The sequence below is a fragment of the Bradyrhizobium sp. SEMIA genome, from assembly GCF_014844175.1.
In the GTDB taxonomy this organism is placed as follows: Bacteria; Pseudomonadota; Alphaproteobacteria; order Rhizobiales; family Xanthobacteraceae; genus Bradyrhizobium; species Bradyrhizobium arachidis.
Genome location: NZ_CP046601.1, coordinates 7,885,654 through 7,906,665 on the forward strand (window position 1 = coordinate 7,885,654; position 21,012 = coordinate 7,906,665).

The 21,012-nt window shown below is 61.3% G+C and carries 17 protein-coding genes and 2 pseudogenes; 14 read left to right on the forward strand and 5 right to left on the reverse strand.

All coding sequences use genetic code 11. The features are described from left to right. Positions 1 to 85 precede the first annotated feature (85 nt). From FOM02_RS37910 to FOM02_RS37930, 5 genes are all read right to left on the reverse strand, one after another. Positions 86 to 1,294: a glycosyltransferase family 4 protein gene (locus tag FOM02_RS37910; protein ID WP_265440950.1), complete on the reverse strand. Its 1,209-nt coding sequence runs from the start codon at positions 1,292 to 1,294 to the stop codon at positions 86 to 88. After that, positions 1,291 to 2,058, reverse strand: coding sequence for a class I SAM-dependent DNA methyltransferase (locus FOM02_RS37915; RefSeq protein WP_265440951.1), 768 nt, complete (start codon positions 2,056 to 2,058; stop codon positions 1,291 to 1,293). Before FOM02_RS37915 ends, FOM02_RS37910 begins: the two co-directional genes overlap by 4 nt. Then, entirely contained in the window at positions 2,055 to 3,176 is a 1,122-nt protein-coding gene (locus FOM02_RS37920; RefSeq protein ID WP_265440952.1) for a DegT/DnrJ/EryC1/StrS family aminotransferase, read from the reverse strand. The genes FOM02_RS37915 and FOM02_RS37920 overlap by 4 nt, the downstream gene beginning before the upstream one ends. Next, positions 3,173 to 3,619 (reverse strand): hypothetical protein, encoded by a 447-nt coding sequence (locus FOM02_RS37925; protein WP_265440953.1) that lies wholly within the window; start codon positions 3,617 to 3,619, stop codon positions 3,173 to 3,175. The genes FOM02_RS37920 and FOM02_RS37925 overlap by 4 nt, the downstream gene beginning before the upstream one ends. 126 nt (positions 3,620 to 3,745) lie before the next feature. After that, positions 3,746 to 4,699, reverse strand: coding sequence for a CgeB family protein (locus FOM02_RS37930; protein ID WP_265440954.1), 954 nt, complete (start codon positions 4,697 to 4,699; stop codon positions 3,746 to 3,748). 436 nt (positions 4,700 to 5,135) lie between these two features. Between FOM02_RS37930 and rfbF the strand changes: the two genes are divergently transcribed. The 14 genes and pseudogenes from rfbF to rfbA all read left to right on the forward strand — a co-directional run bounded on the left by rfbF (position 5,136) and on the right by rfbA (position 20,981). Then, positions 5,136 to 5,906 carry a glucose-1-phosphate cytidylyltransferase gene (rfbF, locus tag FOM02_RS37935; RefSeq protein WP_265440955.1) on the forward strand — a complete coding sequence of 257 codons (771 nt, stop codon included), beginning with the start codon at positions 5,136 to 5,138 and terminating at the stop codon, positions 5,904 to 5,906. After that, positions 5,903 to 6,961, forward strand: a complete 1,059-nt coding sequence (gene rfbG / locus FOM02_RS37940) for a CDP-glucose 4,6-dehydratase (protein WP_265440956.1) — start codon at positions 5,903 to 5,905, stop codon at positions 6,959 to 6,961. Before rfbF ends, rfbG begins: the two co-directional genes overlap by 4 nt. A gap of 515 nt (positions 6,962 to 7,476) precedes the next feature. Then, on the forward strand, positions 7,477 to 9,444 hold the full coding sequence (locus FOM02_RS37945) for a hypothetical protein (protein WP_265440957.1): 1,968 nt from the start codon (positions 7,477 to 7,479) through the stop codon (positions 9,442 to 9,444). A gap of 171 nt (positions 9,445 to 9,615) precedes the next feature. Continuing rightward, positions 9,616 to 10,848: a class I SAM-dependent methyltransferase gene (locus FOM02_RS37950; RefSeq protein WP_265440958.1), complete on the forward strand. Its 1,233-nt coding sequence runs from the start codon at positions 9,616 to 9,618 to the stop codon at positions 10,846 to 10,848. Positions 10,849 to 10,874: 26 nt separating this feature from the next. Next, positions 10,875 to 12,149 carry a glycosyltransferase family 2 protein gene (locus FOM02_RS47380; RefSeq protein WP_416207740.1) on the forward strand — a complete coding sequence of 425 codons (1,275 nt, stop codon included), beginning with the start codon at positions 10,875 to 10,877 and terminating at the stop codon, positions 12,147 to 12,149. Further along, positions 12,031 to 12,366 (forward strand): annotated as a pseudogene (locus FOM02_RS37960) (GtrA family protein); the annotation flags it as partial. The gene FOM02_RS47380 and the pseudogene FOM02_RS37960, both read left to right, overlap by 119 nt. A gap of 147 nt (positions 12,367 to 12,513) precedes the next feature. Continuing rightward, on the forward strand, positions 12,514 to 13,095 hold the full coding sequence (locus tag FOM02_RS37965; RefSeq protein ID WP_265440960.1) for a class I SAM-dependent methyltransferase: 582 nt from the start codon (positions 12,514 to 12,516) through the stop codon (positions 13,093 to 13,095). 31 nt (positions 13,096 to 13,126) lie between these two features. Continuing rightward, positions 13,127 to 14,125: a Gfo/Idh/MocA family protein gene (locus FOM02_RS37970; RefSeq protein ID WP_265440961.1), complete on the forward strand. Its 999-nt coding sequence runs from the start codon at positions 13,127 to 13,129 to the stop codon at positions 14,123 to 14,125. Between the two features lie 147 nt (positions 14,126 to 14,272). Continuing rightward, a complete protein-coding gene (locus tag FOM02_RS37975) occupies positions 14,273 to 16,120 on the forward strand; it encodes a hypothetical protein (protein WP_265440962.1) in 1,848 nt (615 codons plus the stop codon). Between the two features lie 185 nt (positions 16,121 to 16,305). After that, positions 16,306 to 17,118, forward strand: a complete 813-nt coding sequence (locus tag FOM02_RS37980; RefSeq protein WP_265440963.1) for an acyltransferase family protein — start codon at positions 16,306 to 16,308, stop codon at positions 17,116 to 17,118. 363 nt (positions 17,119 to 17,481) lie between these two features. Next, the gene (gene rfbB, locus FOM02_RS37985) at positions 17,482 to 18,588 is read left to right on the forward strand and encodes a dTDP-glucose 4,6-dehydratase (RefSeq protein WP_051378052.1); all 1,107 of its coding nucleotides are present in this window, start codon (positions 17,482 to 17,484) and stop codon (positions 18,586 to 18,588) included. A gap of 24 nt (positions 18,589 to 18,612) precedes the next feature. Continuing rightward, positions 18,613 to 19,169, forward strand: a pseudogene (gene rfbC / locus FOM02_RS37990) (dTDP-4-dehydrorhamnose 3,5-epimerase). 33 nt (positions 19,170 to 19,202) lie between these two features. Continuing rightward, positions 19,203 to 20,045: an NAD-dependent epimerase/dehydratase family protein gene (locus FOM02_RS37995; RefSeq protein ID WP_027562152.1), complete on the forward strand. Its 843-nt coding sequence runs from the start codon at positions 19,203 to 19,205 to the stop codon at positions 20,043 to 20,045. A 36-nt stretch (positions 20,046 to 20,081) separates the two neighbouring features. Beyond that, complete coding sequence (gene rfbA, locus FOM02_RS38000; RefSeq protein ID WP_027562153.1) at positions 20,082 to 20,981, forward strand: glucose-1-phosphate thymidylyltransferase RfbA; 900 nt, start codon at positions 20,082 to 20,084, stop codon at positions 20,979 to 20,981. Positions 20,982 to 21,012 lie beyond the last annotated feature (31 nt).

A 21,012-nucleotide genomic window follows, 5' to 3' on the forward strand; every position in this document is an offset into this window, starting at 1 on the left:
TGAAGATGAATCACCATCGCGCTTTAGGTTGTTGTTTGAGCTTGATCTTTTCGGAAAACCGCTGCGCACTTTTCCGGATCATGCTCTAGCGAGGCGTCAGCGCCAGCCGATGCTTCAACCGCTCGAGGTGCCGGGCGAATTGCCGGCGCCCGACCTCGGTCTCCTTGGTGAACTGGGTGAGGCGGAGTTCGCCGGCGGCGCGCAGCCGCTCGCGCGTGCCGTCGCTGCGCAGGCTGACGATCGCATCCGCGAGCGAGCGCGGATCGTCGTAGTCGAACAGGATCGCGGCATCGCCGGCCTGCGCCTTGAAGGCTTCAGGATAGATAACGGGCGTGCCGACCGCCCAGGCTTCCAGCGGCGGCAGATTGGTCGGGCCGAAATAGCTCGGCATCACCAGCGCGGCGGCGCCGCGGTACAGCGCGGCGAGCTCGGTCGACTCGACGAAACCGATGATGGAGATCTGGTCGGCCAATCCGTAGCTGTGGATCGCCCTATCGAGCTTGTCGCGGCCGCTCCGGTTCGAGCCGCACAGCACCAGCCGTTCGGTGATGCCCTGCTCGCGCAGCACAGCGAGTGCGGCGAGCAGCGTGATGTGGTTCTTGTGCGGCCAGAACTGTGCCGGATAGAACAGATAGCCCGGCTCGAGCCGGTATTTCGCGAGCACGGCCGCGTCGGCCGCTGCATCGGGGGCGGACCGGCTGACATAGGTCGAGGGCGAGAACGGGATGCAGATCGCGCGCTCCCGTTCCATGGCGTAGCGCCGGCAGAGATCGTCGATCAGCTCGGGTGCATTGACGATCACCGTAACGGCCTTGGTGCTGGCGAGGCGGAACAGGATCTCGCGCCGCTCGAATTCGCCGAAGGTGCGGACCTCCGGAAACTCCGGCGCATCGCGATGGCAGCCGTCGAAGATCGTGATGGTGAAGGGCAGCTCGTAGAGCAGCAAATGTCGCTTCGAGGTCGACGTAAAGTGCACGACGTCGATGCCGTCGCGGATCAAGGCGCGCTCGAACGGCGATCTGAGCTCCAGCGCGATCTGGACGAGATCGAAGGGGCCGCAATATTTGAGGAACAGGAAGAGGTGGTCGGAGAAGCCGAACTTGCGCAGCCGGCCTTCGACGCCGAATTCCTTCAAGATCGCCAGCGTCTTCGGGTAGGGCGAGTAGACCACGATCTCGTTGCCGGATTGCGCGGCCCATTCGCGCAGCCAGAGCAAATCGTTGAGCGGCTGCTGGAACCCGCCACCGAGTTCGAGCGCCTGCTCCAGCATGACGGCGAGCCGCAGCGGTCTCACGGCGTGGCGCTCTTTCTGGCCACCGCATAGGCCGCCCAGATCTTCGAATTCGGCGCGTCCTCTGTCAGCCATGCGGCATGCGCGGCGGGCTGGAAGCCGCTCGCGGTGAGCGCCGCGTCGATCTCGAACGGAAACCAGTAACGCATGTGGTGGGCTTCATCGACCCGGCGGATCGTGGCGCTCTTGGTGTCCTCGCAGAACAGCGTGTAGTTCACGGTGACGGTCGCAGCCCGTTCGTCATGGTCGGATTGCGCGATCCGGGTGAGGCGGAGCGGCGTCTGCTCGATCACCTTGACCCGGGTCTCGACGCCTTGCGCCAGCACCGCGCCGCCATACCAATAGTCGAAGAAGAACACGCCATCAGGCTTCAGCGCGGCATGAGCAGTGCGGAACATCGCCGCCAGTGCATCGCGGCTGGTCTGGTAGCTCGCAACGTGGAACAGCGACACCACGGCATCGAAGTCGCGTTCGGGACCGGTTTCGCAGGCATTGCCCTGACGAAATGGAATCGACAGCCCGGCCTGTTCGGCGCGCGCCTTGGCGCTCGCAATCATCTCGTGGCTGAGATCAATGCCGGCAACGCTCCACCCATTGCGGGCGAAGGCGAGTGCGTGCAGGCCGGTGCCGCAGCCGAGATCGAGCAGCTTGCCTGAAGACACGCCGTGGTCGCGCAGGCGCGCTTCGACGAACGCCGTCTCCGCCGCGTAATCCTTGTCCTGGTAGAGGAGATCGTACCAGGGCGCGTAGTCGGCGAACACCGTCACGCCAAAATCTCCTTCAGCGCCTGGGCCGAGCGAGCGATCTCGTCATCGGTCAAACCAAGCCCGCTCGGCAGGTAAAAACCGCGCCGGGCGATGTATTCCGCGTTCGGATGGCGCTCGTCGAGCATCAGGCCCATCCGGCGCAGCACGGGCTGCTCGTGCATGCACCAGAAGAATGGCCGCGTGCCGATGCCCTTCTCGCCGAGGCGGCGCATCGCCTCCTTGGCGTCGAACGGCACGTCGTCGTTCAGCACGATGCCGTAGACCCAATAGATGTTGTCGGCATAGGAGGTGCGGGCCACGGGACGTCGGATGCGGTTGAGGCCGCCGAGATGCTCGTCATAGAGCCGGCCGATCCGGCGCTTGAGCTCGACGGTGCGCGGCAGGCGCTCGACCTGGGCGACGCCGAGCGCGGCCTGCAGGTTGGTCATACGCGCGTTCCAGCCGAGCTCCTCGTGGACGAAACGCTGCTGTGGCTGGAAGCAGAGATTGCGATAGCCCTGCAGGCGGTCGGCGAGCGCGGCGTCGTCGGTGAGGATCATGCCGCCTTCACCGGTCGTGACGTGCTTGTTCGGATAGAAGCTGAAGGTCGAGACGTCGCCGAATCCGCCGCAGGGCTTGCCGCGATAGGTCTGGCCGTGCATCTCGGCGGCGTCTTCGATGACCTTCAGATCGTGCTTGCGCGCGAGCGCCAGGATCGGATCGAGATCGACCGGCAGGCCGTAGATGTGGACCAGCATGATCGCGCGCGTGCGCGGCGTAATCGCGGCCTCGACGCCCTCGGCCGTCATGTTCCAGGTCGCAGGATCGCAGTCGACCCCGACCGGAACGAGGCCGGTGCGCACGATCGCGGCGGCGCAGCTGATGATCGTGAAGGTCGGGATGATGACCTCGGAGCCCTGTTCGAGCCCGAGCGCATGGACCGCGATGTCGAGCGCGACCGAGCCATTGGTGACGGCGACGCCGTGGCGCCGCCCCGCGGCTTCGGCCATCGCCTGCTCGAAGCGCTTGATGAACGGCCCCTCCGAGGAGATCCATCCGGTGCGGACGCATTCGGCGAGATAGTCGGCCTCGTTGCCGTCGAGCAGCGGCGTGTTGACGGGAATGAACGGTGCGCTCACAGGTTCGGGCCCTTGATCCGGATTTCGGACGGCGCGGCTTCGGGGAAACGGGTCTTGTCGTTCTCGCCGGAATAGGGACCTTGCTTGACCTCGAACATCTCGAGCGGCTCGAGCACGTGGAAGCCATGGGCGCCGCTGCACAGCAGGATGAGGTCGCCCGCACCGAGCACGCGGCTTTCGAGATATTTTTCCTCGACGGTGTAGAAATCGACCTGGAGCTTGCCCTTCTGGATCAGCAGGACTTCCTGGGTGTAGTGCACCTCGCGCGTCACCTTGTTGTGGCGATGCGGTTCGATGCTCTTGCCCTTCGGATGGCTCATGAAGGCGAGCTGCTGCGACAGTTCCGGCGTCGAGAAGAAATGGATACCGGGCTCGCGGAACGAGGCGCGCACGATGATCGCGTAGAGCTGGTCGCCGAATCGAACATGTTCGACGTGTTCCATCTTGAGCCTCGACAAAAACCGCTGTGATTAGAGTGAGATAGATATCTCGCGGTGCACTTTGGTCATTTTGGCAGGGACCGTCAAGGGCGGACGGAATATGACGATCGCTGCGCGCTCAATGCGGATTTATCCGACGAAAGCGAGGATTTCTTCGACGCGCCTGCGGAAGGTGTGGGCGGCAAATGTCCTGGCCTGTCCCGCCTTTGCAATGGACAGGCGCGCCGCCTCGTCGGCGAGATAGCGATCGATCACCGCAAGGCAGTCCTCGACGGTGCGCCACGCAACGACCTCGCGGCCGGGCTCGAACAGCGTGTGCAGATTGTCCTTGAAGTCGGTGAGCAGGAATGCGCCGACGCCGGTCGCTTCGAACAGGCGCGCATTGCCGGCCTCGCGGCCGGCCAAGTCGATATGCGAATTGAGCGTGACGCGCGAGGCGCGCAGCGCCTGGTACATCTCGACGCCCCACACCTCGCCCTGGTAGCAGCGGTGCAGCGGCGAGGAGGCGGGAAGGCTTTGCAGTCCGCTGCCGAACAGTTTGAGGTCGTAGCGCTGCGCCACTGCCTCGAGCTGCGCGACGCGGAGCTGGTGATCGGCCGACACCGCGCCGACGAAGGTGACGTCGAACTCTTGCGCCGGCGGCGGAGGAAGGGTGTCGAGGATCCCGGGCTCGAAGGCGAGATGGACCACTTCGGCGCGCGCACCGTGAGAACGGAAGAAATCCACCACTGCGCCCATCTGCGAGATCATGAGATCGTAGACCGACCAGTCCTCGCCGCGCGAAGGCGAGATGCCGGTCTGACCGACCAGGATAGGGCGGCCGATCTGTTTGATCCGGCGTGCCAGGCGCGTGTCGACGTGAAACAGATCCTGATTGAGGACGAGATCGGGTTTGAAATCCTCAATCTGCGCCAGCAGGACTTTTTCCGCTTCCGCATCGAGCCGCGGGCTGAGCCCGACCTTGCGCGCGAGCGGTCTCAGCACCGGCTTGAACGGTGCGACCGCGCGTTGCAGCCAGCCGGGAACCGCGTCGCGCGCGGCGGGAGCGCCCGGGCGGCGCCGGCTCGACGACGTCAAGGCCATGCTCGCGAGCCCAGGCCGCTCGCATCCACGGATTGTTGACGTGGATGTCGGCGGCGACGTGCCCGAGACCCGCGAAATTGCGCGAATAGAAATCGGCAACGCCGAACAGGCTGGCGTTCCGCGCCGCCATCTGCGCCGCATAAGGCTCGTTTTCGAGCCCGGGCCGGCGCCGGTAGAGCCAGGACAGGAAGCGCGGATAGTCGGCGTTGAGGATCAGGATGCGCACGGCGTCACAATTTCGTTTCGAGCAGGCTGCCGGGCGTTTGGGGTCGCGGGACGGTCTCGGCGCAGTCGTATCGGTTGGGGGCGAAAACGCCAAGAGAGTTTTTCAGTATTATAATACCTCTAAAATTCTCATTGGGATAAAGTATTCCCGCTGTCGTCGGTTCGTATAAAAGCGACCGCGAATGCTTGTCCCCCGTCTGGAGAGAGGTCAATGAAGGTCGTAATTCTTGCCGGAGGTCTCGGCACCCGGATCGCGGAGGAGACCAGCACGCGGCCGAAGCCGATGGTCGAGATCGGCGGCCGGCCGATCCTCTGGCACATCATGAAGATCTACAGCCATTACGGCTTCAATGATTTCGTGATCTGCCTTGGTTACAAGGGCTACATGATCAAGGAGTACTTCGCGAACTACTTCCTGCACATGTCCGACGTCACCTTTCATCTCGCCGAGAACCGGATGGAGGTGCATCGCGAAACCGCCGAGCCCTGGCGGGTCACCTTGGTCGATACCGGCGAGGACACTCAGACCGGCGGCCGCCTGAAGCGGGTGCTCCCTTACGTCGCGAACGAGCCCTTCTTTGCGCTGACCTATGGCGACGGCGTCGCCGACATCGACCTCGCCGCCGAGATCGCCTTCCACAAGGCGCATGGGCGAAGGGCGACCGTCTCGGTGGTGCGGCCGGCCAAGCGATTCGGCGCGGTCGCGATCGAGGGCGACCGGGTCGTCAATTTCGAGGAGAAGCCGAACGACGACGGTGGCTGGATCAACGGCGGCTTCTTCCTGCTGTCGCCGTCGGTCGGCGATCTCATCGCGGGCGACAAGACGATCTGGGAGCGTGAGCCAATGGAGCAGCTCGTGCGCGGCGACGATTTGCGCGCCTATGTGCATCATGGCTTCTGGCACCCGATGGACTCGCTGCGCGATCGCAACTTCCTCGAGGGCGAGTGGATGGGGAACCGCGCCAAGTGGAGGATCTGGTGACGGATCCGGCATTCTGGCGCGGCAAGAAGGTCTTTCTCACCGGTCATACCGGTTTTAAGGGCGCCTGGGCCTCGCTGCTGCTGCGCCGCCTCGGCGCCAGCGTCTACGGCCTTGCGCTCGAGCCGACGCATGCGTCGTCGCTGTTCGTGACGGCGCGGATCGCCGATGACATCAAGCACCGCATCGCCGACATCCGCGATCTCTCCGCCTTGCGCGCTGCAATGGCCGAGGCCGAGCCCGACATCGTCATCCACATGGCGGCGCAAGCCCTGGTGCGCCCGTCCTACGAGGAGCCGGTCGAGACCTTTGCGACCAATGTGATGGGCACGGTGCACGTGCTGGAGGCAGCACGGCAACTGCGTTCAGTGCGGGTGATTCTGAACGTCACCAGCGACAAGTGCTACGAGAACAACGGCGCGGGCACAGCCTTCCGCGAGGGCGACCGCCTCGGCGGCGACGATCCCTACAGCAACAGCAAGGCCTGCGCCGAGCTGGTGACGCATTCCTATCGCCACAGCTTTTTCAAAGCGCCGGGCGCTGCGCGTGTCGCGACCGCGCGCGCCGGCAACGTCTTCGGAGGCGGCGACTGGGCGCGCGACCGCCTGGTGCCCGATGCGATGCAGGCCTTCCTCGCCGGCGATGCATTGCGCATCCGCAATCCCAATTCGGTGCGGCCCTGGCAGCACGCGCTCGATCCGGTGCTCGGCTATCTGACGCTGGTCGAGCGGCTGGCGGGCGACGAGCGCTTCATCGGCGGCTGGAATTTCGGGCCCGATGCCGCGAGCGAGGTGCCGGTGGGGACCGTGGTCGAGCATCTGATTGCGCAGTGGGGCGAGGGCGCGCGCTGGACCGCCGATGCCGGCCCGCATCCGCATGAGGCCGCCTATCTCAGGCTCGACTGCGCCAAGGCGCGGAGTGAGCTCGGCTGGACGCCGCGGCTCGACCTGGCGCAGGGCCTGCGGCTCACCGTCGACTGGTACAAGGCGCTGCGCGAGGGCCGCGACCTGCGCACATTCTCACTCGAGCAGCTCGACCAGGTCGTCGGCGGGTCGTAGAGCACGCCCCCGCGTCATGTGACGGCTCGCGGCGGCGCGAATGCGCGAGATTTCGGGCCGTAAAGGCGATCGGCAAAACAGCACGTATCATCGCGATGCGATCGCGACAGGGGTTCCATTTCACGCGATCGCTATTCACCTCGCTGTCGATACGAAATAGCCCGCGTCAGACCGGACTGGTCCGGAAAGTAGTGCCGGAAACAGGAGGCGCGCACTGCGCGAGCGATGGCCCGCGAACGAAAAATCGGTTGCCAGGATGATGCCGGTGATCAAGAATCCAGAATTGACAAGAACGACGTCAACTCCGGCAAAGCCGGCGGGGACAAGCTTCGGAAAGGCTTGAGCACCAAGGACCAGGAATACGGCGATCGCACGTAACCCATCGGCGCCGGACGGTATTTTGTCATAATTTCAACGTTGCTGCTGACGGGCCCTTTAGCTCCAATATGCATCGCGACGATTGGGGTACGAAGAAGGGGCTGCCGCACTTTGACTGCTCGGCATATTATGAGACGATGACCAAACGGTTGGACGCCAAACGGCGGTCTTCCGCTTCGGTATTGTTATTCTGGTTGCTTTGTGCGGCCATGGTCCTGATCGGGTACGCTCTTCGGTTGGTGGCTCCCACGGCGAATCCCGACGTCCTCGAGCTGTCGCGCTCGTTGTTGTTGCCCAACACGGTCGGTGTCTTTCCGGAGCCTCAGGATCCATTCCTGTTTGTCGGCCTCACTTTGACGGCAGGGCTTTTATTGATCGGTGTTGCGGCAGCGTCCGCACGCAGTGATCGATTTGCCGTTGAGCCCTCGTCAGTCTTCTGGTCGATCCTGATTGTTGCGGCCGTTGTCCTGACTTCGGAGCATGCATTTGGGGACAGGCAAACAATCAAAGACATCGTGCTGGCTCTCGTTCTCGCGGGTGCGGCTTACGCCCTGAAGATACGATTGCCAGAGCGATTTGCTCGTCCTGCCATGGCGCTGTTGCTCCTTGGGGCGGCAGCGCTGATTCTGCTTCAGCGCGTATGGACCGAGGGGAGCCTCCTTTATAGCGGTCCGATCAGCTCGCACTATGAAGCCGTCACTTCGTCAGTCATCAGAATCGCAGGTGGAGGCACCTGCTTGGCCGAAGTGCTTCCTCAATATGGTTGCTACGGTGAGTTCCTGGCTCCGCTGCTCAAGCTGTTTGGCAGCACGATCCCGGTGGTGACCGCCATTTTCGCGCTGATCCTGATCGTGGCCCTGTGGGCGGTATTTCATTTCGTCGCCAAGCTCATTCGTGGTCCGCTGATTCTGGTAGGATGTTCGATATGTCTTGTGATGGCGGCAGGATTCAATCCACAGTTCGACAATGTGGACCCCGTTCTTCAGTACTTTCCGCTGCGTTTCTTTTTTCCGGCGCTTAGCCTTCTCGTCGCGGCGTGGGTTCAAAAAGTAGCAACGCCTGTTTCGGCGTTTGCTGCTGGAGTTTTCGCTGGCGCGGCGCTCGCCTGGAATTTGGAAAGCGGCCTTGCCGTCGCGTTGTCGCTGGCCGTCTTCGTGGGCCTCGATAAATTTACGGCGAGACGTTGGAGAGGCCGAGCCGAGCTGCTGGGCTCGGGAATGAACCTGGCGAGCTACATCGCCGGTGCCGTGCTCTTTATTGTCGCTTTTATCGCCTACCTTCATCTCAAGGCCGGCAGGCCGGTCGAATTGAGCAATTTCATTGTATTCCATCAAGTGTTCGCAATGACGGGCTTCGGCATGATTCCGATACCGGCCTTTCCGAGCTATTGGACGATTCACGCCGCCATTCTGTTCGGGACATTGTTTCTCGCCGCCGTTGCCGCAGGAAGAGGAGAAACCCGCGACCCCGGCCTGGAGTTGGCGGCCTATGTTGCCACTCTCGGAATCTGCCTGGCCGTCTACTACGTCGGGCGCTCGCACATCGTGGTGCTGCGTCTGGTGATGTGGCCGAGCATCATCCTGATCTTCTTCCTTCTGGATCGAACACTCCGTTCGGCATACGGACTGCTGCAACGCCGTGTCGTTGATGGGATGGTGTTGCTGTCGGTTGCGATGTCCGCCGTCTTTTTTGAAGCATCGCTTCTCGGAATCGCCGGGAACATGATCCGGGCCAGATCTGCTCCGTTGCAGGCGAACAAGGAGATCCTGGCAGACATCCAGTTCGTGCGCTCAAGAAGCTCTCCTGGCGAACCTGTTGCGATCGTGGCCGTGGACCAAGGTGTGCTTTACGGGCAAACGGGCGCCAGAGCGGCGCTCGAAGGGCCGGGGGTGGCCGAACTCGTCCGCCGCGTCGACCTGGAGCGGTTGATGGAGTTCCTGGTGACCCGCGGCCCCAAGAAACTGTTCGTCGGGACGACGCTCGGAAACGCGGCGGAGACGAACCTGCTCGGAACCGATATTGAGATCGACCTGAGCGTCTTGGAGCGCAATTACGTCGCGGAAGTCGCTCCCGGCGGCCGGTTGATCTACTTGCAGCGTCGCTGATGCAGGGCGCCCATCGCCACGCCCGCCACGGCATGGTTTCGCGGCGGCAGCAGCTGCGTCTTGATGGCGCGCTGGTTTCTACCGGGCCGGCGGTGATATCGAATGGTACGTTTGCAATGTCGCAGACTTCACTTATAAGGCAACATTCTTCTCCCCGATTTGGAACTGCAGATGGAGCGTACGATCAAAGGTTGCGAGGTGTGCGGCGGATCTGAACTTAAGGAAGTTCTGGATCTCGGAAGCCATCCGCTGTGCGACGATCTCGTACCGGTCGGGAATCCCGCGATTCCCGAAACATATCCGATAGATATCGTATTCTGTCCGACCTGCAAAACGGCTCACCAGGCGTATCAGGTTCCGAAACGGACGTTGTTTCCGAGCACATATCACTACAGGGCTCGGCACACCGCAGACGTGCTGAACGGAATGCGTCAGCTGGTGGAGCGATGCGAAAAGCACATCGGTTCACTGAAGGAGCTGTTGGTACTCGACGTGGGGTGCAACGACGGCAGCCTGCTGTCGATCTTCAGGGAACGAGGCGCAAGAACCATCGGCGTCGAGCCGACCGGCGCCGCCGCCGACGCGAAGCAGGCCGGCCACACGGTTTATCAGGACTATTTCGCACCCTCGCTGGCCGAAAAGATTGCAGCGAGCAGCGGTCTGCCCGACGTCATCACGTTCACCAATGTTTTCGCGCATATCGAGGATCTGCGGAGCGTTCTCTCGGCCGTCGGCGCGTTGATGGGGCCAAACACGCTGCTGGTCGTCGAGAACCACTATCTCGGCTCCGTGCTCGATCGCTATCAATTCGATACGTTCTATCACGAGCATCCGCGCACCTATAGCCTGACGTCCTTCCGGTACATCGCCAAATCGCTTCAGGCACGGATCGAGGCACTGGAGTTCCCGGCACGCTATGGCGGCAACATCCGCGTCATGATGCGGAGGGGCGAGGGCGGCGAACAGGCTGCTTCCGAACTCGCCAAGGTGGACGCCGCCGAAGGCGGCTTCGAACAGCGCCTGCTCGACATGGCGAAGCGGATTCCCGCGTGGCAGAAAAGCAAGCGCGCCGAAATTGAAGCGGCCGTTTCTCGCCATGGTCCACTCGTCGGCAAGGCCTTTCCGGGTCGCGCGGCGATCCTGGTGAAGCTGCTCGATCTCGATCAGTCCGTCCTGCAAGCGGTCTACGAGAAGCCCGGCTCGATGAAGATCGGGCACTATATCCCGGGCACCCGCATCCCGATTTTTTCCGACAATGACTTTGACAAGCGCCCGAACCGTGATGTGCCGCTTCTCAACCTGGCCTGGCACATCTCTGGTGAAATTCACGGCTACATGCGCAAGCAGGGATACGACGGTCAGATCATCGATCTATTTTCGCCAGAGGAGTTTGAGCGGGCCTAGTGCCGCGCGCGACGGGAATGGCTTTGATGGCTGAAACGACGTCAGGAGAGAGCGCCGGATCCGCGAATGGGGGACCTGACTCCTCGAGCAGGCCGCTCATCTCGATCATCGTTCCCGTGTTCAATGAGGAAGACAACGTCGACCGAACCTATTCGGAGTTGAAGCGGGTTACGGCTGAGCTGAAGGACTATCAGTTCGAATTCCTGTTCACCGACAATCACTCCACCGATACTACCTTCAAGAAGCTCTCCAGTATCGCCGCCAACGATCCGGCCGTGCGGGTCGCACGCTTCTCAAGAAATTTTGGTTTTCAGCAATCCGTTCTGACTGGTTATCGGCTGGCGCGCGGAGCGGCGGCAATCCAGATCGACGCGGACCTTCAAGATCCGCCATCGATGTTCGCTCCCTTCCTGCAAAAATGGCGCGAAGGTTTTGACGTCGTGGTTGGTGTGCGGCGAAGCCGGAAAGAGAGCGTGTTGTTGCGGCGCGCCAGGCGAGCCTATTACCGATTGATGCGGCGGATTGGCGGACCTCATCTCATTCCGGATGGCGGCGATTTCCGGCTGATCGACCGATCCGTGATTGAGCGGCTGCGTCCGATTCACGAGCCGCATATGTATCTGCGCGGTCTCATTTCCTCGCTTGCCAGACGTCAGACCGGCATTCCCTTCGATCGCGCCGCGAGATTGCACAACGAAAGCAAGTTTCGCTTTGGAAGCCTGGTGCGCCTTGCAATGGACGGCATCATCGCTCACTCAAGCCTGCCTTTGCGGGTGTCGTTTTATATCGGCCTGATGATCGCGCTGGCCGCCGTCCTGCTCGCGGCTTTTTATCTTATCGTCAGGCTGTTCTCGCATCAGATCGTTCCGCCGGGGTTCACGACCACACAGATTCTCATCCTGTTCGGGATAGGGTTGAACAGTCTTTTCCTCGGCGTGCTGGGTATCTATGTCGGCCGGATTTACGATCAGGTTCGTATGCGGCCGCCGACGATCATTCCGACCTGGTCAATTTCAATGAGCAAATCGACAGCGTCGAACGGAATCTGCTCCGATGAACGGCACCGGCGCCACGTCCGGCTTGTTCGCACTGGCGACGTCAGCCTCCGTGCGCCTGATCCTGCGCTTCGGCGTGTCGGGCGTGACGACCACGCTCGCGTACTTCGTGCTGACGAACGCGTTCGTCCTTTCACGCGTGATGACGCCGGTCTTCTCGTCGGTGTGCGCGTACGTCATTTCGGTCGCTATCTCGTACCTGATGCAGAGTCGCTTTACCTTCCGGGTCAATGGCCATTCCCTTGATCAGGTTGCTCGCTTTGTGGTCATGTCCCTGGCTGGGCTTGTGGTTTCCTGGTGCGTAATGGCGCTGACCGTTGACCTGCTGCATTGGCCCTACCTGACCGGCGCGATTGGCGTTTGCGTGATCATACCCGTGCTGAATTTCTTCCTGATGCGCGGCTGGGTGTTTGCCGTCGGCGGCAGGCGCGAGCACATCGTTGCGACCGGAGAGTCGGAATGAGCGAACAGAAGAACCCTCACGTGACGCAGGCACAGGTCGCGACCGATTTCGACAACGTCGCGCGACTACGAGGACAAGATCAATTCGGCGCTTGCCTTCGCCGGGCGTGAACACTCGTTCTACATCGACATCAAGCGCGAGCACATCTTGCGACTCGGCAGGGAGCATTTTCCGGATCTGACCGAGCTCGATGTTCTGGACCTCGGCTGCGGGCTCGGCGCGTATCATCCCGGCCTGGAGGGGAAGTTCCGCGAGCTGCACGGCATCGACGTATCGGCGCAAAGCGTCGAGCTCGCAGCGACACGGCATCCTTTCGTGCACTATTCGACCTTCGACGGAGTCCGGCTGCCTTATCGCGATGGGCAATTCTCCATCGTGTTCACCGTCTGCGTCATGCATCATGTGCCGCCGCCGCAATGGACGGAGTTCGTCGCGGACATGTTTCGCGTGACAAAGCCTGGCGGGCTAGTGCTCGTGTTCGAGCACAATCCCTATAACCCCGCGACCCAGTACATTGTGAAGACCTGCGACATCGACAAGGACGCGGTGTTGTTGCGGCCCGGGCAGCTGCGGCGAATGTTTGCGGATGCCGGCTTTGCCAGGGTCGAGACGAAGACGATCATTTCGGTGCCGCCGGCCGGCCCGTTTCTCAGCCGCGTTGACTCGTTTTTGGGGCACCTTCCGTTCGGCGCCCAGTATTACCTCAGCGGCGTGAAACCGTCGTCCTGAATCGGGAGGGACGCACCTGACCGGGATTGCCTTGGAACTGGCTGACTTCTGGCGCGCGGCGGCCTCGCCTGTTCCGCTTGTGATCGTTGGCGGCGGTCGTTGGGGACGGACGTGGCTTTCGGTCGTCGTCGCCGCGCGCGGTTCTGCCGAAGGCGTCGTCCTGGCTGCCCGCAGCCGTCCCGACGAGGTGCGGACATGGGCCGCCGCGCGCGCCGAGCTTGCAGGCCTGACGGTCGTGCCGACGGTTGCCGAGGCCATGCTTGCCGATCGGCAGCCGCAGGCGGCGATCATATCGAGTCGTCCGCGCGATCACGTGCGCGACGGAATCGACGCGCTCGGCCATGGTCTGCACGTTCTTGTCGAAAAGCCCCTGGGTGTCGATCCGGAAAGCGGACGGACGCTCGTAGCCGCAGCTCGGCACAAGAAGCGTGTTCTCGCGGTGGGCACGGAATTCGCCTACCTTCCGGCCTTCCATCAATTGTCCGCGGAACTCGCCGGCGCCGGCAGCGCAGATATGACGCTGATTTGGGAAGACGTCGAAAACGAAGTGCGCCATGGCGCAACAAAGGCCCGGCATGAGGAGACGGGGCTGCTGTACGACTTGCTGCCTCATGCCTTTTCGATCCTCCAGGTCTTTGTCCCGAATGCCGGTCTTCGGATTGGCGCAGCGCAGGAAAGTCCGGATGGCTGCCAGGGACATATCGAATTCCGCGACGACCGGGGAGGGCGCCACGAATTTCGCTGTCACACCAGAGCGACGGCGCGTCGAAGGTGGCTGGAAATCCGGACCGAAGCCGGTCTTGCGTCGATCGACTTCAGCGGCGCCCACGGGGGGATGACGATCAACGGAAAGCCGCACGCGCTCGATCCGCGCATGGCGGTGATGGCCAGCACCTTGCGACTTGAGCTCGGAGCGTTCCTGTCTCAGGTGACGGGTGCGACAGACGCGGCATTTCCGGGGTGGGACGTCTCGGGCTTGCTTGCGGTGCAGGAGGACCTGAAACGGGCGCTCGCAACGCCCGGGACTTGATTGGTCCTCGGCCCGGCTTGCGATCTATGGATGCAGATGTTTTAAGTTCGAGGAAAGGCCTACGCACAAGGTAATCACTGCAGAAGGGCGAATTGAGCGGTCGTCTACGTTCGCCTCCGACGCTCTTGCCTTCAATTGGAAGTCGACGTGACAAAGAACTGTCCATTGCCTTGGACGCGAGCTGACCTGCTGGCAGCCGGCCTGGTAGCGACCTTCGTCGGAATCCTGGGGCTTTGGCCGCACCTGCAATTCGCCTGGGAGATTGGCGAATTTCGGTATTTTCACGGTGCCTATGACGAGGACACCTATGTTCTGAGCTGGTTGCTGGGAACGCTGAGGTCGACGCGCGCGCTGTCAGGTTTCGCGCTCAGTATCATTTATCGCCTCTGTGGATCCTCACTGGACGCGACGCTGGCGGCGTCGGATTTCGTATTTCCATTCCTGGCGAGCTGCGCCGCCTATTTCGCCGTCAGTCAGGTCGTATCCGGCCGCTCCGCAAGGGTGCTGGCGGCGCTGCTGCTCGTTTTTGCGAATGATCTGTTTTCACTGGGCAACCTGATTCTCTGGACGTCGGGCCAGTTCAATATTTTGCGGTTTTCCCAGATCGTCGGGTTGGCTCATCCCAACCTGGTCCCGTCCTACGAGACGAGCTTTCTCGCGATTCTCAGGACGCCGGAGCCGCAGGTGAGCTTTGTGCTCATGTTCCTGACTCTCGGACTTCTCGCGCGATTTGCCGTCGTCATCGGAATTCGAGAACGGGCAGCTCTTGCGGCAGCGGTCATAACCATATCTCTGCTTCCCATCGGGTACACGTTCGTGACGCTTCCGGTGGCGGCGATTGCTGGCGGATTCCTGCTGGTGCAGGGATATTTCAGGCAGATCTCGGCCATCCCAATTGCAGTCGGTTTGCTGGGGGCCGCATTGGTATCGCTCAGCGCGGTTTATTGGGATCACAATGGCGGTCAGACAACGACGGGCATGCTGACCGGCCTTACCTACCCGACGCGTCTGCCGATCATAACGCCTTCCGTTATCGGCAGCCTCGTCTTCAGCATCTCCTTCGCCTGTTGGATGATCTGGCGAGGGTGCAGGGAGCCATTGGCCTTTCTCGCTTTGGGTTGTCTGGTCATGCCCCTGGTGCTGAGCAATCAGCAGATCGTAACCGGGGTCATGTTCAGCGCGCGGGATTGGGAGCGCACCGTAAGCTATCCGGTACTTCTGTTCGGCGCTGTCACGGCCCTTTCCGTCATGGCGCCGTCCTACACCACGCGGCTGTCATTTCCTGCACCGGTGTTGTGGGTATGTTCGGCTCTCATTGTCGCCGTCGTCGTGCGGGCGGAGAAGACCTCGTTCTCGATCTGGCGGGCCTACAACATGGAGGCCATCGCCACTGTCCGCGCGTTGCAGGCTGTCGACGCCGCTACGGCGGACCAGGCGACCCTCGTATTGGACAACGCGGGCATTGCGCCGGTGCTGCAGGTCAGAACGAACAACCGTTACAATGTCGTGCTGACTTTCTACCGGGTCGCCATGGACTTCATTCCGAACATGGCGCCGGAGGCCAGGAGTGCCGATCCCAGCCGCTACGAGAATGAGCTGTTCGAGCACTGGTTTCGAACGGAGGTGAGTCCGGAGATGGCAGAGCAGCTGCTGCGCGCGGAAATCCAGCAGCGGGCCGGATCAAATCTGAGCTACCTGTTCAGCTTTCGCGATGCATGGTATCCGGCAAGCGACAATCGCACGGTGCGGCAGGCCGAGCTCGAGCAAAGTGTCGGTCCGATCATCGAGCGCTATCGAGGTTATCTCTCGTCGCCTGCACGATGCAAGGTTTTCGAACGTCCTGCACTGCTGGTACGAACGCGACCACCGCGCGAGACCTTGCCGGGGCCGAGAGTTGAGAATCAGTACGTTGCGGAAGGCAGCGCGGGAGGGGTGATCGCCTACGTCTATCGTCAAAGCAGCCGAGAGCCGGACTGCGGCGCTCGTCACGAATAGCATTCTGAACGGTGAGGGGCCGAATCGTTGCGCGAGTTCATTGCAAGACTGGAGCGCATCCAGGTCACGCTGCTTCTGGCGGCTCTGGTGCTATTTTCCGTTCCGAGCTTTTTTCTTTCCTTGAACAAAGCCGGCAAGCTCGATCATTCCTGGTCTTCTGCCACCGTATGGGTGAAGAGCGCAGATTGCGCGCGAACAACGAAGGCCGTCCTGGCCATTTGCCAGGGGCGATTGCGCCGCTGGATGTCGTCAGGTCGCTGTTCTTCATTCCGTGGTTCGAGGAGCATTTGAGCCAGCGCATTTCAGCATTCTACTTCCTCGGTTGGACGCTGATGTACGAAATGTTCTTCTATTGCGTCTTTGCCGTTACGCTGACCCTGCCAAGGTCGACGCAACTCAAGGCCGTCGTCTTGTGCCTCGCCGCTTTGGTTGCCATCGGCCTGCTGTTCGATTTTAGAAACGGCATGTCATTCGCGTACACTAGCCCGCTCCTGCTCGAATTCATCGCTGGCTGCGTGATCGGGAGGCTCTACGAAGCCAAACTTATTCCCCCAAGATCCTTGGCAGCTACGCTCATTTTTCTTGCGAGCGCAGTGATCGTGTGGTCCGCCTGGCACACCCCGGAAAGCCTGCTCACACGAGCGATCATTTGGGGTCTGCCGGCCGCGCTTGTCGTCGCAGCGGCGTTGAGCTTCGAACCCGATGCCCAGAAAAGCCCGAGCCGCGCTGGATTGCTGCTCGGCGATGCGTCCTACTCGATCTACCTGTCGCACATCATCTTCTTCCTGATGTTCAACCTGGTCGCGAAACGGGCCGGCATCGTTCACGGCTTCAGCGAGATCGCGCTGTTCTATGGCACGATCGGCACCGCAATTGCGCTCGTCGGCGGGCTGATCGTGTACTCGACGATCGAAAGGCCGATGTCGCAGCTACTCGCCGGATTGTCCAAGCCCAAAGCGAAGATGGACACCCCACTTCAGCGGAGCAGCTCAAGCTGACGCTTAGTGGGAGCTCTCGATAATGGGGCCGGCTACGCTACGCGATCTATTGGCCGTTGGCGTGTAGGCGAATTCTGCGGATTAACCTTGCCAACGGCCGGCAGCTCCGAGGCACCTGCTGCTCACGAACATCGAAGCTCGAATTCGCGAAGAACTACAGAATTTTGTCATATTAGCTATGCGGGGAAAAATGACTTGCTCGGATTTTACGAAGACAATAGACTTCACGCATAATTCGCTAATCTATCTTCATCTTGGAATTTCAGTCCGAATTTTGAGCACGATGAAGAATTCTTGGGCACTCGCCACAGAGAGGCCCACAAGGACTTTTAGTCATTCGCTGACTATCTGCTGAAACCAAGAATGGAACTGTTCGTGGCTAAGGACTCGACGTTGGCTTCGCAATGCGATCCGAAGAGGTTTCTCGTAACCGGCGGAGCAGGCTTCATCGGCTCGGCCGTCGTGCGTCGCCTCATCGAGACCACGTCGAGTGACGTCCTCGTCGTCGACAAGCTCACCTACGCGGGCAATCTGGATTCGCTTCGGCCGGTTTCCGCGAATCCGCGGTACCGCTTCGAGCAAGCCGACATCGCCGATGCTGCGGCCATGCGACGAATTGTGACGGCGTTCGCACCGGACGTTGTCATGCATCTTGCGGCTGAAAGTCACGTCGACCGCTCAATCGACGGACCCGGCGAGTTCATTCAAACCAACGTCGTCGGCACCTTTGCACTGCTTCAGGCGGCCCTGGAGTACTGGCGGAAGCTGCCGCCGCAACGCAAGGACGGCTTTCGCTTCCATCACATCTCGACCGACGAGGTTTTTGGATCGCTGGGAGCCACCGGCTACTTCAGCGAAGAGACGGCCTATCAGCCGAACTCCCCCTATTCCGCGTCCAAGGCCGCATCCGATCACCTAGTTCGCGCCTGGCACCATACCTACGGCCTGCCAGTCGTGATCACCAACTGCTCCAACAATTACGGCCCCTACCACTTTCCCGAAAAGCTGATTCCGCTGACGATCATCAATGCACTGGAGGGCAAGCCGCTCCCGGTCTACGGCAAGGGTGAAAACATCCGCGACTGGCTTCATGTGGATGACCACGCGGAAGCACTCCTGCTTGTTGCTCACAAAGGCGTCACGGGACAGTGCTACAATATCGGCGGTCACAATGAGGCCACAAATATCGATGTTGTCAGGGCGATCTGCGCATTGGTCGATGAGCTCGCCCCCAATCCGTCGATCGGCCCACGCGAACGGCTGATCACCTTTGTGGCGGACCGCCCGGGCCACGATGCACGCTATGCGATCGACGCTGCGAAGATAGCGCGAGAGCTGGGCTGGAAACCAAGGCACAGTTTTGAGAGCGGATTGCGCCAAACCGTGCAATGGTATCTCGACAACAAGACATGGTGGGAACGCGTGAGGACAGGCACCTATCGAGGCGAGCGACTTGGCCTCGCAGTCTAGGTTCTTCAGCGTCCAGGATTTACCATGCTCAACGTCGTTCCTACCGCCATCGAGGCCGTCAAGGTCATTACGCCAAAATCATTCGGCGATGTCCGCGGGCTCTTCAGCGAGACGTACAACCAGCAGCGATTTTTCGAGCACGGCATCACCCTGAATTTCGTTCAGGACAATCAGGCCTTCTCGAAGGAGACAGGCACCATCCGTGGTCTCCATTTCCAGACGCCCCCCACGGCACAAGACAAATTGCTGCGCGTATTGCACGGGAGCGTGGTTGACGTCGCAGTCGACTTGCGGCGCTCGTCGCCCACTTATGGAAAGTGGGTCTCGGAAGTGCTTTCGGCCGAAACGGCAAACAGCTTCTGGTTCCGGCCGGCTTTGCCCACGGCTATTGCACGCTGGAACCCGACACGGTGGTTCTCTACAAAGTAACCGCTTACTGGTCTCCGAAGGACGAGCGTGGCCTTGCCTGGGATGATCCGGATCTCGCGATCGATTGGCAGGTGCCACGGGACAAGTCTCTGCTCGCAGAGAAAGATACCCGCTGGCCACAGCTGAAGGCGCTGCCGACTTATTTCGATTGACTGGCGGCCTGAGTTAAGAGGGACAGATACGGTATGAAGGTCGCAGTCACCGGCGGTGGTGGATATGTTGGATCGCACGTCGTGCCGGCCTTGCGAAAGGCGGGTCATGAGGTCGTCTCGATAGGGCGGCATCCATCTGGCGGTGGCACTTCCGGACACCTCGCGGCTGACATCTTCGATAGCGATCCCGATCTGTACCGCCGTCTCGGAAGCCCGGATGTTTGCATTCATCTCGCCTGGGAATTCGGCTTCGATCACGCAAATCCTGCGCATTTCGCCAATGTCGACAAGCATTACCGGTTCATGGAAACAATGCTTCGCGGCGGCCTGAAGCATCTTGTCACCGCCGGGACCGTGCACGAGATCGGCTTTCACGTCGGGGCCGTCACCGAGGCGACGCCGGCGTCGCCGCGCCACCCCTATGGCATGGCCAAGAACTATCTGCGCCAACTCCAGGACTGGCTCTGCACCCAGCATGGCGCCGTGAGCCAGTGGCTGCGGTGCTATTACATCACCGGAGACGATCGCCGGAACAATTCGATCTTTGCCAAACTCCTGAAGGCAGCCGAAGAAGGCCAGAAGACGTTCCCGCTCAACAGCGGTGAGCTGCTTTGCGATTTCATCGACGTAGCGGAGCTCGCAGGACAGATCGCCAAAGTGTCGTCGCAGACGGAGGTCACGGGAGTGATCAACTGCTGCTCGGGCACACCGACGTCCCTGCGAACACGGGTCACGAAATTCGTTTCCGACAACAACCTCGATATCGAGCTGCAATGGGGCAAGTTTCCGATGCGTCCGTACGATTCACCGGCAGTCTGGGGCGACGTGACCAAGCTGGCGGCGGCCCTCGCTGCGGCACCAGGACAGAAGAATTGAGATCTCGCGATCGACGGGTCACGAAAGGATCATGAGATGACTGCGATTACCAAAGGCATCGTTCTCGCGGGCGGCAGCGGCACGCGCCTGCATCCGATGACGATCTCGGCGTCGAAGCAGCTCTTGCCGATCTACGACAAACCGTTGATCTACTACCCGCTATCGGTCCTGATGCTGGCCGGAATTCGCGACGTCCTGATCATCTCTACGCCGAGCGACCTGCCGAGATTCCGGCAGCTGCTGGGCGACGGCGAGAAATGGGGAATGTCGTTCAGCTATGCCGAACAGCCGAGCCCGGACGGACTTGCGCAGGCCTACATCATCGGCGCCGACTTCGTCGCCGGCCAATCGTCTGCACTCGTCCTGGGAGACAATCTCTTCTACGGCCACGATCTGGTTCCGGTGCTGCGCCGGGCCAACCGCCAGGTCGATGGAGCGACGATTTTCGCCTATCACGTCAGCGATCCTCAGGCCTACGGCGTGGTGGAATTCGACCAGCGCAACGTGGCCGTATCGATCGAGGAGAAGCCGCGCGAACCACGATCGAACTGGGCGGTGACCGGGCTCTATTTCTACGACCGGGAAGTCGTCGATATCGCCGCGAATCTGAAGCCCTCGAAGCGAGGCGAGCTCGAGATCACCGACGTCAACCGCGCCTACCTCGAACGGAAACAGCTCCGCGTCGAGAGAATGGGGCGCGGCTTTGCCTGGCTCGATACCGGAACGCCGGACAACATGCTCGAGGCGGCCGAGTTCGTCCGCGTGCTCGAAAAACGCCAAGGCTACAAGATCTGCTGTCCCGAGGAGATTGCCTATCGCTCCGGCTGGATCTCGCCCGATCAACTGCGGCGCCTGGCCGAACCGATCGCCAAGAGCGCCTATGGACAATATCTGTTGCGCGTCTGCGCAATGCCGAAAGAGGACTATCTTTCTTGAGCGATGCTTCAGCCCCCAATCAGCTCCCGCT